Annotated in this window: 14 protein-coding genes; 13 read left to right on the top strand and 1 reads right to left on the bottom strand. The window is 72.6% G+C overall.

The window, feature by feature from the left end; all coding sequences use genetic code 11:
- Nucleotides 1-26 precede the first annotated feature (26 nt).
- The 13 genes from HGA03_RS01545 (at nucleotide 27) to HGA03_RS01485 (ending at nucleotide 12636) form a co-directional block, all read left to right on the top strand.
- The gene (locus HGA03_RS01545) at nucleotides 27-1154 is read left to right on the top strand and encodes a protein-glutamate methylesterase/protein-glutamine glutaminase (RefSeq protein WP_203767194.1); all 1128 of its coding nucleotides are present in this window, start codon (nucleotides 27-29) and stop codon (nucleotides 1152-1154) included.
- The gene (locus HGA03_RS01540) at nucleotides 1154-2071 is read left to right on the top strand and encodes a CheR family methyltransferase (protein ID WP_168628447.1); all 918 of its coding nucleotides are present in this window, start codon (nucleotides 1154-1156) and stop codon (nucleotides 2069-2071) included. Before HGA03_RS01545 ends, HGA03_RS01540 begins: the two co-directional genes overlap by 1 nt.
- On the top strand, nucleotides 2068-2451 hold the full coding sequence (locus tag HGA03_RS01535) for a response regulator (RefSeq protein WP_168628446.1): 384 nt from the start codon (nucleotides 2068-2070) through the stop codon (nucleotides 2449-2451). Before HGA03_RS01540 ends, HGA03_RS01535 begins: the two co-directional genes overlap by 4 nt.
- Entirely contained in the window at nucleotides 2448-2897 is a 450-nt protein-coding gene (locus HGA03_RS01530) for a chemotaxis protein CheX (RefSeq protein ID WP_168628445.1), read from the top strand. The genes HGA03_RS01535 and HGA03_RS01530 overlap by 4 nt, the downstream gene beginning before the upstream one ends.
- A gap of 44 nt (nucleotides 2898-2941) precedes the next feature.
- Nucleotides 2942-3304: a response regulator gene (locus tag HGA03_RS01525; protein ID WP_203767192.1), complete on the top strand. Its 363-nt coding sequence runs from the start codon at nucleotides 2942-2944 to the stop codon at nucleotides 3302-3304.
- Nucleotides 3301-3789 (top strand): hypothetical protein, encoded by a 489-nt coding sequence (locus tag HGA03_RS01520; RefSeq protein WP_168628444.1) that lies wholly within the window; start codon nucleotides 3301-3303, stop codon nucleotides 3787-3789. The genes HGA03_RS01525 and HGA03_RS01520 overlap by 4 nt, the downstream gene beginning before the upstream one ends.
- A 391-nt stretch (nucleotides 3790-4180) precedes the next feature.
- Complete coding sequence (locus tag HGA03_RS01515) at nucleotides 4181-5659, top strand: NCS2 family permease (protein ID WP_168628443.1); 1479 nt, start codon at nucleotides 4181-4183, stop codon at nucleotides 5657-5659.
- 78 nt (nucleotides 5660-5737) lie between these two features.
- On the top strand, nucleotides 5738-7063 hold the full coding sequence (locus HGA03_RS01510) for a UDP-glucose dehydrogenase family protein (protein ID WP_168628442.1): 1326 nt from the start codon (nucleotides 5738-5740) through the stop codon (nucleotides 7061-7063).
- A 116-nt stretch (nucleotides 7064-7179) separates the two neighbouring features.
- Nucleotides 7180-7656: a MarR family winged helix-turn-helix transcriptional regulator gene (locus HGA03_RS01505; protein ID WP_168628441.1), complete on the top strand. Its 477-nt coding sequence runs from the start codon at nucleotides 7180-7182 to the stop codon at nucleotides 7654-7656.
- 7 nt (nucleotides 7657-7663) lie between these two features.
- Nucleotides 7664-8974: an MFS transporter gene (locus HGA03_RS01500; RefSeq protein WP_168628440.1), complete on the top strand. Its 1311-nt coding sequence runs from the start codon at nucleotides 7664-7666 to the stop codon at nucleotides 8972-8974.
- 84 nt (nucleotides 8975-9058) lie between these two features.
- Nucleotides 9059-10798 (top strand): DUF4012 domain-containing protein, encoded by a 1740-nt coding sequence (locus tag HGA03_RS01495; protein ID WP_168628439.1) that lies wholly within the window; start codon nucleotides 9059-9061, stop codon nucleotides 10796-10798.
- A gap of 130 nt (nucleotides 10799-10928) precedes the next feature.
- Entirely contained in the window at nucleotides 10929-11819 is an 891-nt protein-coding gene (locus HGA03_RS01490) for a peptidase (RefSeq protein WP_168628438.1), read from the top strand.
- Between the two features lie 79 nt (nucleotides 11820-11898).
- Nucleotides 11899-12636 (top strand): hypothetical protein, encoded by a 738-nt coding sequence (locus HGA03_RS01485; RefSeq protein ID WP_168628437.1) that lies wholly within the window; start codon nucleotides 11899-11901, stop codon nucleotides 12634-12636.
- Between the two features lie 69 nt (nucleotides 12637-12705).
- Here the strand turns inward: HGA03_RS01485 and serC are convergent, their stop codons facing one another.
- Nucleotides 12706-13842 (bottom strand): phosphoserine transaminase, encoded by a 1137-nt coding sequence (serC, locus tag HGA03_RS01480; protein WP_239073486.1) that lies wholly within the window; start codon nucleotides 13840-13842, stop codon nucleotides 12706-12708.
- Between the last annotated feature and the right edge of the window lie 2 nt (nucleotides 13843-13844).

Here is a 13844-nt window from a genome sequence, read left to right as displayed (position 1 = left end):
GACGGCCGGTGGTGACAGAGAAGAGGATGCTCGTGACCCGGATCAGGGTGCTGGTGGTGGACGACTCGGTCGTCGTGCGCCGGCTGGTCACCGACTCGCTCTCCCGCGATCCCGACATCGAGGTGGTCGGCTTCGCCTCGAACGGGAGGATCGCGCTGTCGAAGGTGGACCAACTCGGTCCGGACCTGGTGACGATGGACATCGAGATGCCGGAGATGAACGGCATCGAGGCGGTGCGCGCGCTGCGCCGGGCCCGGCACACCATGCCGATCATCATGTTCTCCACCCTGACCGAGCGCGGGGCCTCCGCCACCCTGGACGCCCTGGTCGCCGGTGCCACCGACTACGTCACCAAGCCCGCGAACGTGGGCAGCGTGCAGGAGTCGCTGGCCCAGGTCGCCGGGCAGCTCATCCCCAAGATCAAGGCGCTGGTGCCGCGCCGGGCCGAGGCGCCGGCCGCCGTCGTGCCCAGCCAGGCGACCGCGGCCGCCCCGGTGCTCCGCAGCCCCGCCCGCGGGCCGGTCACCACCCGGCCGATGCCGCCGGTGCACCCGGTGCAGGCGCTGATCATCGGCTCCTCCACCGGTGGGCCCGAGGCACTGTCCCGGGTGCTCAGCAGCCTGTCCGCGCCGCCGCCGGTGCCGGTGCTGCTGGTCCAGCACATGCCGCCGGTGTTCACCCGGCAGCTCGCCGCCCGGCTGGACCGGCTCGGCCCGGCCACCGTGGTCGAGGCCGCCGACGGCGATGCGCTGCGTGCCGGCACCGTCTACGTCGCGCCGGGCGACCACCACCTGGAACTGCGCCGGTCGGCGGGCACGCTGCGGGTGGCGATCACCGACGGGCCGCCGGTCAACTTCTGCCGTCCGTCGGTGGACGTGCTGTTCCGCTCGGCGGTCCGGGAGTTCGGCGGGCAGCTGCTGTCCGTGGTGCTGACCGGGATGGGTGCCGACGGCCGGACCGGCTGCGAGGACGTGGTCAGCGCCGGTGGCACCGTCCTGGTGCAGGACGAGGCGACCAGCGTGGTCTGGGGAATGCCCGGCGCGGTGGCCACGGCCGGCCTGGCACACCGGATCCTGCCGGTCGGCGAGGTCGCACCCGCGATCGAGTCGGTGCTCGCCCGCAGCGGCACCGCCGTCCCGAGCGGAGGCCGGTGATGAGCCTGACCCGCGAGACCTTCGACTGGGTGGCCGACCTGGTCCGCCGCCGCAGCGCGATCCAGCTGGACGCCGGCAAGGAGTACCTGGTGGAGAGCCGGCTGCTGCCGCTGGCCCGGGAGGCCGGGCACGCCGGGGTGGACGCCTACGTCGCCGCCGTGCGGGCCGGGCACCGCGAGCCGGAGCTGGTGGCGGTGGTCGAGGCACTGACCACCAACGAGACCTCCTGGTTCCGGGACTCCTCCCCGTTCAGCGCGCTGCGCACCCACATGCTGCCCGCACTGCGCGCCGACCGCCCGGTGCTGGACCGGCTGCGGGTGTGGTCGGCGGCCTGCTCCACCGGGCAGGAGCCGTACTCGATCGCCATGACGCTGGCCGAGGTGCTCGGCCCGTCCACCCGGACCGAGATCGTCGCCACCGACCTGTCGGACCAGGTGCTGAACCAGGCCCGGGAGGGGCGCTACTCCCAGCTCGAGGTCAACCGCGGGCTGCCCGCCCCGATGCTGGTGCGGCACTTCCGCCGCTCCGGCGCGGACTGGCAGATCGCCGAGGAGCTGCGCCGCACCATCACCTTCCAGCGGCACAACCTGCTGGACGCCCCGCCGCTGGGCCCGTTCGACATCGTGTTCCTGCGCAACGTGCTCATCTACTTCGACCTGGACACCAAGCGGGCGATCCTCGGCCGGGTGCACCGGGTGCTGCGACCGGGCGGGTTCCTGGTGCTCGGCGCGGCGGAGACCACGATCGGGGTGGACGGCGACTGGGAGCGGGTGCCGGTCGCCCGCGGCTCGGTCTACCGGCCGGTGCACGGCGGCGCCGCCGGTCTGCCCACCCCGCGCACCGGCGCCGCCGCCTTCCCCGCTGCCATTCCCCCTGCCAGCCCCCCTGCCATCGTCAATCAAGGAGTGAGCCGATGAGAGCCCTGGTCATCGACGACTCGCGGACCATGCGCCGCATCGTCGCGCACACCCTGGAGGAGCTGGGCTTCAGCACCGTCCAGGCGGGCGACGGGCAGGAGGCACTGGACGTCCTGGCCGCGGGCGACCAGGTCGACCTGGCCTGCATCGACTGGAACATGCCGGTGATGGATGGACTGACCTTCGTCACCCGGGTCCGGGCCCGCCAGGAGTGGCGATCGATCACGCTGATGATGGTCACCACCGAGAGCGAGCACGGCCAGATCGTCCGGGCGCTCGCCGCGGGCGCGCACGAGTACCTGATCAAGCCCTTCACCCCCGATGCGATCCGGGACAAGCTCGACCTGCTCGGGCTGCTCCCTGCCGAGGAGCCGGTATGACCGCCGCCGTCGCGACCGACCAGGTCTACGCGATCACCGAAGAGGTCTTCGACGCGATGATCGACCCCGAGCCCGGCCACCTACGGCCCTGGGTGGGGGAGCTGCCCACCCCGGCCGACCCGCTGGCCGCCTGGGTGGACGTGCACGGCGAGCTGGCCGGCCGTGCCGCAGTGATCTGCGAGACCGCCACCGCCCACGACCTGGCCCGCGCCCTGCTGCGGATGGACCCGGACGAGGAGGTGACCCCCGCCGATCTGGTGGACGCCTTCGGCGAGGTCGCCAACGTGGTCGGCGGCAACATCAAGGCACTGCTGCCCAGCCAGGGTTCGCTCACCCTGCCCCGGGTCGCCGCCGCCGTGCCGCCCGCACCGGACGGTTCCCCCGCCCACGCCCTCGCGCTGGACTGGCGCGGCCACCCGCTGGCCGTCGTGGTCTGGCTGTTCTGACCCCCTCTCGCCCACCGCTCACCAACCGAAGGATGTGACCCGCCATGATCCGCGTGCTCATCGCCGACGACAGCCGTGTCATGCGGCAGATCGTGATCCGCACGCTGCGCCAGGCCGGCTACGACTGGGAGGTCCGCGAGGCCGCCGACGGGGCCGAGGCCCTGCAGGCGGTCCGGGACGACGAACCCGATGTCGTGCTGTCCGACTGGAACATGCCGGAGATGACCGGCATCGACCTGCTCCGGCGACTCCGGGCGGAGGGCTTCGGCACCCCGTTCGGCTTCGTCACCTCGGAGGGCTCGCCGGAGATGCGCGAGACCGCCGAGGCGGCCGGCGCGCTGTTCCTGATCGCCAAGCCGTTCACCGCGGACACCTTCCGCGAGGTCATCGAGCCGGTGCTGGCATGAGTGACGCGACTCCGCTGCCCGCCGCGCTGGAGGTGCGGGAACTCTGGGAGGGCCTGGTCGGCCGGGACGTCTCGGTCACCACCGGCGGCCCGATGGTCGATCCGGTGCTGGGCGGTGGCGCCCAGGTCGGGGTATACGTGGACCGGGCGATGCAGCTGTCCGCGCTGGTGCTGTTCGACCTGCCGCTGGCCGCCCGGATGGGTGCCGCCATCGCGCTGGTGCCGCAGACCGCCGCCGAGACCGCGGCGATCGAGGAGCAGCTGCCCGCTGCCTTGGCGGAGAACTCCGCGGAGATCCTCAACGTGATGGCCGCGCTGTTCAACGTCGGCGACGCCCCGCACCTGAAGCTGGACGCGGTCTACCACCCGCGCGAGCCGCTGCCGGCCGATGTGGCGCGGTGGGTGCTGGCCTACGTCCGGCGGCTGGACCTGGAGGTCGAGGTGGCCGGCTACGGTCGCGGCACCGCCTCGGTGCTGGTGATCTGACGCTACTCATCTGTAGCGGCTGCTACTCCTGAATAGCGGCTCCGCACTACCTCACCGGGGCGCCTGACCACCTCAGATCGGCGGTCCGGCGCCCCGAGCCCCTCCCAGCCGGGCCCGTTCTGGCTAGCGTCGTCGTCGTACCGATCGGTGCTACGGGTGCCGTGCTGGGGCGCGGCGGTCGGGTTGCCCGGAACCAGGTGCCGTGCCGTCCCGATGACAGATGGCACGTCAGGCACCTGCTGATCGGTCGGTCGGTCGGTCGACCTCGGACGGGTATCCCCCTGCCCGGACGGGTCGGCCGACCGGCACCCTCCCACCCTCCCGGCGGGTCACCCGTCCCGGTCCTGGAAGCCGCGCCTGCGCACCCGCGCGGCGTGCCATCATGTGCGCCATGTCCACCACCACGACGGGCACCGCTGTGCCCACGGCGCCGCGCAACGCGCTGGACCGCTTCTTCAAGATCACCGAGCGCGGCTCCTCCATCGGGGCCGAGATCCGCGGTGGTCTGGTCACGTTCTTCGCGATGAGCTACATCATCGTGCTGAACCCCCTGATCATCGGGACCGCCCAGGACGGCACCGGGCAGTTCCTCGGCGGCGGCACCGAGCCCAACCTGGCCAAGGTCGCCGCGACCACCGCGCTGGTCGCCGGCGTGATGTCGATCCTGATGGGCCTGGTGGCGAACTTCCCGCTGGCGCTGGCCGCCGGTCTCGGGCTGAACGCCGCGGTGGCCTTCTCGATCGCCGCGCTGCCGGACATGACCTGGGCCGACGCGATGGGCATCGTGGTGCTCGAGGGCATCCTGATCCTGATCCTGGTGCTGACCGGGTTCCGGCAGGCGGTGTTCCAGGCGGTGCCGATGGCGCTGAAGACCGCGATCAGCGTGGGCATCGGCCTGTTCGTGGCCTTCGTCGGGCTGGTCAACGCCGGGCTGGTCCGGATCCCGGCCAGCCAGTCCACTCCGGTGGAGCTCGGCATCGGCGGCTCGCTGGGCGCCTGGCCGCTGCTGGTGTTCCTGGTCGGGGTGTTCCTGGCGGTGATCCTGATGACCCGCAAGGTCAAGGGCGCCATCCTGATCGCGATCCTGACCTCCACCGTGCTGGCGATCATCATCGAGGCGGTCACCCATGTCGGCGCCCGGACCGCGGACAACGCCGGTGGCTGGGCGCTGAACATCCCCGCCCTGCCCGACGACCCGATCGCGCTGCCCGACTTCTCCCTGCTCGGCCAGTTCTCGCTGTTCGGCTCGATCAGCAAGATCGGCGTCGTCGCGGTGATCCTGCTGGTGTTCTCCCTGATGGTGGCGGACTTCTTCGACACCATGGGCACGATGGTCGCGGTCGGCGGCGAGGCCGGGCTGCTGGACGAGCAGGGCAACCCGCCGCGGACCAAGCAGATCCTGATCGTCGACTCGCTGGCGGCCGCCGCCGGTGGTGCCGCCTCGGTCTCCTCCAACACCAGCTACGTCGAGTCCTCCGCCGGGGTCGGCGACGGGGCCCGGACCGGTCTGGCCTCGGTGGTCACCGGGCTGGCGTTCCTGCTGGCGACCTTCCTGGCCCCGCTGATCGAGATGGTGCCCTCCGAGGCGGCCACCCCGGCGCTGGTCGTGGTCGGCTTCCTGATGTTCCTGCAGATCACCGGGATCGACTGGAAGGACTACGAGGTCGCGATCCCCGCCTTCCTCACCATCATCCTGATGCCGTTCGCCTACTCGATCACCGTGGGCATCGGTGCGGGCGTGGTGTCCTTCGTGGTGCTGAAGATCGCCGTCGGCAAGATCCGCCAGGTGCACCCGATGATGTGGGTCGCCACCGTGCTGTTCGCGATCTACTTCTTGACCGAGCCGATCAAGTCATTGTTGGGCCTCTGAGTACCTAGTCGGCCGTTCCTGCCACCCAGGCAGGTAGGTTGGTAGGTACCCCTCCGCCAGCAGAAGGACCCTCCTGTCATGCGCATCTCCGTCATCGGCTGCGGCTACCTCGGCGCGGTGCACGCGGCGAGTATGGCCACCCTGGGCCACTCCGTCGTCGGTGTCGACGTCGACGCGAAGAATATCGAACGCCTCTCCGCCGGGACCGCCCCGTTCTACGAGCCGGGCCTGCCCGAACTGCTCGACGGCCTGCGCGGCAGCGACCGCCTGGCCTTCACCACGGACCTGGCGCAGGTCGCCGGTGCGAGCGTGCACTTCCTGTGCGTGGGCACCCCGCAGAAGGACGGCGAGTTCCGGGCCGACCTGTCCTACGTGGAGGCGTCCTTCGCGGCGCTGCTGCCGCACCTGAACCCGGGCGACCTGGTGGTGGGCAAGTCCACCGTCCCGGTCGGCACCGCCGAGGAGTTGGCAGCCCGGTTGGAGGGCACCGGCGCCACCCTGGTCTGGAACCCCGAGTTCCTGCGCGAGGGCTTCGCGGTGCAGGACACCCTGCACCCGGACCGGCTGGTCTACGGGCTGCCCACCCGGGCGGACGGCAGCCCGACCGAGGAGGGCGAGCGCGCCCGCCGGATCCTGGACGAGGTATACGCCGCCCCGCTGTCCGAGGGTGCCCCGTTGGTGATCACCGACTACCCGACCGCCCAGCTGGTCAAGGTCGCGGCGAACTCCTTCCTGGCCACCAAGATCTCGTTCATCAACGCGATGGCCGAACTGTGCGAGGCCACCGGCGCGGATGTCACCCGGCTCGCGGACGCGATCGGGCACGACGTGCGGATCGGCCGCAAGTTCCTCAACGCCGGGCTGGGCTTCGGCGGGGGCTGCCTGCCCAAGGACATCCGGGCGTTCATGGCCCGGGCCGGCGAGCTCGGCGTGGACCAGGCGCTGTCCTTCCTCAAGGAGGTGGACGCGATCAATATGCGCCGCCGGGTGCGGATGGTGGACCTGGCCCGCGAGGTCTGTGGCGGCTCGATCGTGGGCCGCCGGGTCGCGGTGCTCGGTGCCGCGTTCAAGCCGAACTCCGACGACATCCGGGACTCGCCGGCGCTGTCGGTGGCCGGGCAGATGCAGCTGCAGGGCGCGCACGTCACCGTGACCGACCCGCAGGCGATCGACAACGCCCGGGCCGCCTGGCCGGGGCTGCACTACGCGGCCACCGTCGCCGAGGCGGTCGAGGGCGCGGACGTGGTGCTGCTGGCCACCGAGTGGGACGAGTACCGCGAGCTGGACCCGGACTCGATCGCCGGCCTGGTCGCCCAGCGGCACATCCTGGACGGCCGCAACGTCCTGGAGCCGACCCGCTGGCGTGCCGCCGGCTGGACCTACCGGGCACTCGGCCGCCCCTGACCCACCCGCTCCCCGACACCCCGTACCGCCACCCGGCGGTGCGGGGTGTCGTGCGTCCGCCGGCTGCGACCTCGGTCCCATGTCGTGACCGAAGGTAATGACCTAAGCTAACGACCATGGCTCAGGAACCTCCGGCGCCGACCCCTGCCCCGGGGCCGCGCGCGGCACAGTGCCGGCCGACCGCCCTGGCCGGCGACCTGCGGGGGGCGATCGGCGTCTCGCACCGCCGGATCCGGTCCCGCCGCGGCGCCGCCGACCTGCCGGACGCCCAGTTCACCGTGCTGGCCGTCCTGCTCCGGCAGGGCCCGATGACCCCCGGGGCCCTGGCCGACCACGAGCACGTCCAGCCGCCCACCATGACCCGCACGGTCAACGCCCTGGTCGAGCTCGGCTTCGTCACCAAGGAAGCGCACGCCACCGACGGGCGACTGGTAGTCGTCCGCCTCACGCCGGCCGGGGAGTCCGAGGTGCGCGAGACCCGCCGCCGCCGGGACGACTGGCTGGCCCAGCAGTTGAAGAACCTCACCGCAGACGAGCGGTCGACCCTGGCGCAGGCAGCGGTGCTGCTGCGCCGGATCGCGGCCGCAGGATGACCCGTCGATGAACTCCACCTTCGCCTCACTCCGTTTCCCCAACTACCGCCTCTGGTTCGCCGGGGCCCTGGTCGCCAACATCGGCACCTGGATGCAGCGGGTCGCCCAGGACTGGCTGGTGCTGACCGACCTGTCCGACGACTCCGGCCTCGCGGTCGGCATCACCACCGCGCTGCAGTTCGCCCCGACCCTGCTGCTGTCCGCCTGGGCCGGGTTGCTCGCCGACCGGGTGAACCGCCGCAAGCTGCTGATCGCCAGCCAGATCGCCCAGGGGGTGCTGGCGGTCGGGCTCGGCGCCCTGGTGCTGTCCGGGCACGCCCAGCTCTGGCAGGTGTACCTGTTCGCCCTGGCCCTCGGCTGCGTGGCCGCGGTGGACCAGCCGGTGCGCCAGACCTTCGTCGCCGAGCTGGTCCCGGCCGGGAAGCTGTCCAACGCGGTCGGGCTGAACAGCGCCTCCTTCAACGCGGCCCGGCTGATCGGCCCCGGACTGGCCGGCCTGCTGATCGCCGCCTTCGGCTCCGGCTGGGCGTTCCTGATCAACGGGGCGACCTTCGCGGCGACCATCCTGGCGCTGACCAAGATGAAGACCGATCAGCTCTACCCGATGCCCGCGGCGCCGCGGGCCAAGGGGCAGATCCGGGAGGGCATCCGCTACGTCCGGCACCGCAGCGACATCCTGGTGATCATGGTCGTGATCGGAGTGGTGTCCACCTTCGGCCTGAACTTCCAGATGACCAGCGCGATGATGGCCAGCTCCGAGTTCGGCAAGGGTGCGGGGGAGTACGGCATCCTCGGCTCGGTGATGGCGATCGGCTCGCTGGCCGGCGCGCTGCTGGCCGCCCGGCGGGAACGACCACGGGTGCGGTTGGTGATCGGGGCGGCGTTCGCCTTCGGGATCGCCACCGGGATCCAGTGCCTGATGCCGACCTACACCTCCTACGCGATCGCCTGCATCCCGGTCGGTCTGGCCTCGCTGACCATGCTGACCGCGGCGAACACCACGATCCAGATGTCCACCGACCCGGCGGTCCGCGGCCGGGTGATGTCGCTGTACATGATCGTGATGCTGGGGGCCACGCCGATCGGTGCGCCGATCGTGGGCTGGATCGGGGAACTGTTCGGTGCACGGTGGTCGATCGGGATCGGGTCGATCTCGGCGCTGCTGGTCTCCGCGCTGGCCGCGGTGTGGGCCAAGCGGCGCTGGCAGGTCGAGCTGCGGTACCGGGTGCTGACCCGCCCGCACTTCCAGGTGCTCTACCCCCGGCGCGGCATCGACCGGGTGGCCGCGCGGGAGGCGGCGGACGGCACCGCGACCTGACCCGGCGGGTGAAAGACCTGACCCGGCGGGTGAAACCCACCCTCGGGCGGCCGTCCGATATGTCCGGAATGTCACTATCGACGCATGACCATGCGCCGTCGCCTGCTCGTGATCGCGGCGGTGCTGTGTGGTGTCCTGCTGGTCGGCGGGGTGTGGCTGGGCGTCCGGGTCGCGCAGGCCGGGACGGCGCTGCAGCGGCTGTCCGACCGGACCGGTCCGGTGCTGGCGGCGCTGACCTCCGGCGACACCGCGGCGCTGGCCGAGGACCTTCCCGCGCTGCAGACCGCCGCCGCCCAGGCGAGGTCGGCCACCGGTGACCCGATCGTCGGGCTCGGGAGCCGGCTGCCCTGGCTCGGCGACGACCTGCGCGCGCTGACCGCGGTCGCCCGGGCGGCGGACACGCTGGCCGGAGAACCGGTCCAGGCGCTGCTGGACCTGACCGCGGCCCTGGGCGCCCCGAGCGGGGACGGCCTCGACCTGTCCGCGGTGGCCGGTGCCGGCCCGGGCCTGGCCGCCGGGCTGGACGCGGTGGCCGGGCTGAGCGAGGAGCTGGCCGCCCTCGACCCTGCCGGGCTCACCGGGCCGGTGCGGGCCGGGGTCGAGCAGTTGTCCCCGCTGCTGACCGTCGACCCCGCCGAGCTGCGCGCCGCCGCCGGCCTGGCGGAGCGGCTGCCCGGTCTGCTGGCCGCCGGGGGCGAGCGCCGCTACCTGCTGCTCGCGATGAACCCGGCCGAGCTGCGCAGTCAGGGCGGCATCGTCGGCTCGGTCGCCGTGCTGACCGTCACCGATGGCCGGGTGGTGCTGAGCGACCAGCGCGGCACCACCGAGCTGCCCGAGCTGTCCGGTCCCGCGCTGCCGCTGACCGCCGCGGAGACCGCGCTGTACGGCGACCGGCTCGGCCGCTGGATCCAGGATGTGGTGCTCAGCCCGGACTTCCCCCGCGCCGCCGCACTCGCCGCCGGCTACTGGGAGCAGACGGTCGGCGGACGGGTGGACGGGGTGCTGGCCACCGACCCGGTCGCGCTGTCCGCCGTGCTGGCTGCGGCCGGGGACACGGTCCGGGTGGACGGGCGCGAGGTGGCGCCGGCGGAGCTGATCGGCCTGCTGCTCCGCCAGGCCTACCTCGACCACGGCGACCCGCGGGACGGCGACGCCTTCTACGCCCGCACCGCCACCGCCGCCTTCGACGCGCTGGCCGGGGTGCTGGCCGAGCCGCAGACCCTGCTCGCGGTCGCCGCCGCCCTCCGGGATCAGGTGGACGACGGCCGGCTGCGGTTCTGGTCCGCCGACCCCGCCGAGCAACGGGCGGTCGCCGCGACCCCGCTCGCCGCGGACTTCCTGTCCGGGATCCCCGAGGGCGACGCCGTCGGGGTGTTCCTGGACGACGCGACCGCGGGCAAGCTCGGCGCGGACCTGAGCGTCCGGACCGCGGTGCAGTTCACCGGGTGCGGCACCGCGCGGCCGACCGCCCGGATCACCGTGACACTGGACTACCGCCCGCCGGCCGACATCGCGACCTACCCGGCCCAGGTGCTCGGCGACGGCGGCACCGGCGTGCCCGCGGGATGGATCGTGACCAACCTGTCGGTCTACTCCGCCCGGGGGGAGGCAGCCGTCTCGATCGAGCGGGACGGCCGGCCGATCGGCGGCGCGCACGGGGAGATCGACGGCAGGTCCGTCCATGCCGTGACCTCACGGCTCGCGCCGGACGGCTCCGAGACGTATCTGATCGAGGTCCCCGCGCCGGGCGGCCGACTGACGCTGTGGACGACGCCGACCATCGACGCACCGGGCCGGGTGGTGGCCGGCTGCGCGGTCGGCTGACCGGAAGTCACCCGCTGCACCAGGCCCGTTCGGTCCTGTCCCGGGCTAGAGTCGCTGTACGAAATGTCCGAAATGTCCGAATCGAACGTTCGCTCGGCAACGATGCCGGGGAGCAGGGAGGTGGACTGCAATGGCACGTCACCACCGCCGGCGGGGCCTGGCGATCCTCATGGCACTGACGCTGGCCTGGCTGGTCCTCGGGCCGGTCCAGGCGGCCTCCGCGACCCCGGCGCGCGTCACCACGGCCTCCGCAGACCTCGCGCGTGCCGCGGTGGACCCCGATGATCCGGACGCTCGTGTCCAGGCCGAGGACAGCGGAAGCGCCGACACCGATCCCGGCGCTGTCGTGCAGCCGATCGACCCCAGCACCGCCTGCCAGCAGCCGACCCAGAGCTACGCCCCGCTCGGCATCTGCCAGTTGGTGATCGCGCAGGCCCAGGCCGTCTGCGTCGGCGGCGCCCCGGTGCTGGACTACGCGGTTGAGCCCGAGGGCACCCCGAACACCACCGTCACCCTCACCTGGCAGAACCCGGGCGGCCCGGACGTCGTGATGGCCGGACTGCCGCTCTCCGGGCGGGTGCTGTGGCCGGGCACCGTGATCGAGAACGGCGTGGTCGTCGACTGGCCGGGCTGGACCACCCTGCCGGACGGCAGCTACCTGCCGGGCGACGAGTACGACTGGGTGCGGCCCGACGTCGGTCTGCTGTTCGAGGTGAACCCCAGCGCGACCACCGTGGTGAGTTACCCGCCGGAGTCCGCCTCGTGCGCGAACCCCGACCCGATCACCCCGCTGGGTGGCGGCGAACAGCCGGTCCGGACGGTCGCCGGCACCGTGAGCGCCGCGCCGGCCCTCGGCGTCACGGCGACGGCCACGCACCGGGTGGTGGCCGTGCAGGCGCCCACGCTCGCCGAGACCGGGGCGAACTCGTCGGTCCAGCTCCGGCTGGCCGTGGCGCTGGTGTTGGCCGGCGTCGTCCTGGTGCTGATCCCGCTGACCGGCCGGCGCCGGGCCCGGGTCTGAGAGCGAGGCCCACCTCACGATGTGGGTGAGAGGGCGAGCCGCATTGCTGGGTGGTGTCCCGTCGGGCACAGTCCTCCGTGTGACGACGGCTCCGCAGTGGCTCAAGCGGTACCTCGAGGGTGAGCACGAGGTGGTGTGGCACGAGCTTCGCCGGCTCGGCGCCCGTGTCCGCGAGCCGGCGTTCGCGCCGGAGGCGCAGGCTGTCTGCGATGAGATGGCGCGGCGGGCGCGCAGCAACATCGAGCTCATGGTGGAGCGCCTGGTGCAGCAGGGCTACCGCTTCCACGAGAACGACGAGGCACGGGCGCCCGCTCAGCCGCTGACCGGTCCAGTTGCCGACGCCGACGGGTTTGTTGCCTGGATGGAGCAGACGTTCGGCCCTGTGCCGATGGTCGTGTCGTCCTGGGTACGCATCGTCGGCGACGTCTGGCTCGTCGGAACCCACCCTGCGTGGGATACCTCGGCGGCGGCTGACCCGCTTGTGGTTGAGGTCGCGGGAACGCGCTACGCCGGTCACGACATCCGCCCGTACCTGCAGGACGAGCTTGAGTCCTGGCGCGAGACGGCTGAGGGTCGGCCGTTCCAGCTGCCGGTTGCGCCGGACCACCTGCACAAGAACAACATCAGCGGCGGGCCTCCGTACGGCATCGAGCTTCCCGATGCGTGCGCCGACGCACACATCGTCACCGATACCGGCATGCCGTTCGTGTCCTACCTGCGCAGCGTGTTCGAGCACGGCGGGTTTCCGCGGTGGAGCGGAGACGACCGCCAGTGGGCGGTGACCCGTTCCCTGGCTGATGGGCTGAAGCCGGTCTGACCGGCCCCGGCTCAACACTCCGCACGTCTCCTACCCCTCGGTGCAGCCACATCGTGAGGGGAAGCGAGGTCAGGCCAGGCGCTCGACCACGTGATCCAGGCAGGCGGTGAGCGCCAGCACGTCCTCCGGCTCCACCGCGGGGAACATCGCCACCCGGAGCTGGTTGCGGCCCAGCTTGCGGTAGGACTCGACGTCCACGATCCCGTTCGCCCGCAGGGTCCGGGCCACCGTGGCGGCCTCGATCTCCGGCGCCAGGTCGATGGTGCCGACCACGGGGGAGCGGTGGGCGGGGTCCTGGACGAAGGGGGTGGCCCAGTCGCGCGCCTCCGCCCAGCCGTACAGGTGCCCGGCCGAGGTGGCGGTCCGCTCGGCGCACCAGGACAGTCCGCCGTTGGCGAGCATCCAGTCCACCTGCTCGGCCAGCAGCACCAGGGTGGCCACCGCGGGGGTGTTCAGCGTCTGGTCGGCGCGCGAGTTGGTCACCGCGGTGGTCAGCGACAGGAACTCCGGCACCCACCGGTCGCCGCGGGTCTCCACCCGGGCTGCCCGCTCCACCGCGGCGGGGGACAGCACGGCCAGCCACAGGCCGCCGTCGCCACCGAAGGACTTCTGCGGCGCGAAGTAGTAGGCGTCGGTGTGCGCGACGTCCACCGCGAGCCCGCCGGCGGCCGAGGTGGCGTCCACCACGACCAGGGCGTCGTCGTAGTCCATACCGCGCCGGACCGGGGCGATCGCGCCGGTGGAGGTCTCGTTGTGTGCCCAGGCGTAGACGTCCACGTCCTCGGCCGCCGGCGGGAGGCCCGCGGTGCCGGGGGCGTACTCGGTGACCACCGGGTCGGCCAGGAACGGTGCGCGGCGGGCCGCGGCGGCGAACTTCGACCCGAATTCCCCGAAGCTGGCGTGCGCCGAGCGCCGGTCGATCAGGCAGGCCACCGCGATCTCCCAGAACGCCGAGCTGCCGCCGTTGCCCAGCGCGACCTCGTAGCCCTCCGGCAGTGCGAACAGTTCGCCGAGCCCGGACCGGATCCGGTGCACCAGGTCCTTGACCGGCGCCTGGCGGTGCGAGGTGCCCAGCAGGTGGCGGCCGGCCTCGGCCAGCGCCCGCACCTGGGCGTCGCGCACCTTGGCCGGACCGGAGCCGAACCGCCCGTCGCCGGGCAGCAGGTGGGCGGGGATCTCCGGGAAGGTGTCGCGGGTCACGGTCACGT

Origin of the sequence: Cellulomonas denverensis, from assembly GCF_012396125.1 — a bacterium.
GTDB classification, from domain to species: Bacteria; Actinomycetota; Actinomycetes; order Actinomycetales; family Cellulomonadaceae; genus Cellulomonas; species Cellulomonas denverensis.
This window is presented reverse-complemented; position numbering and strand designations above follow the sequence as displayed.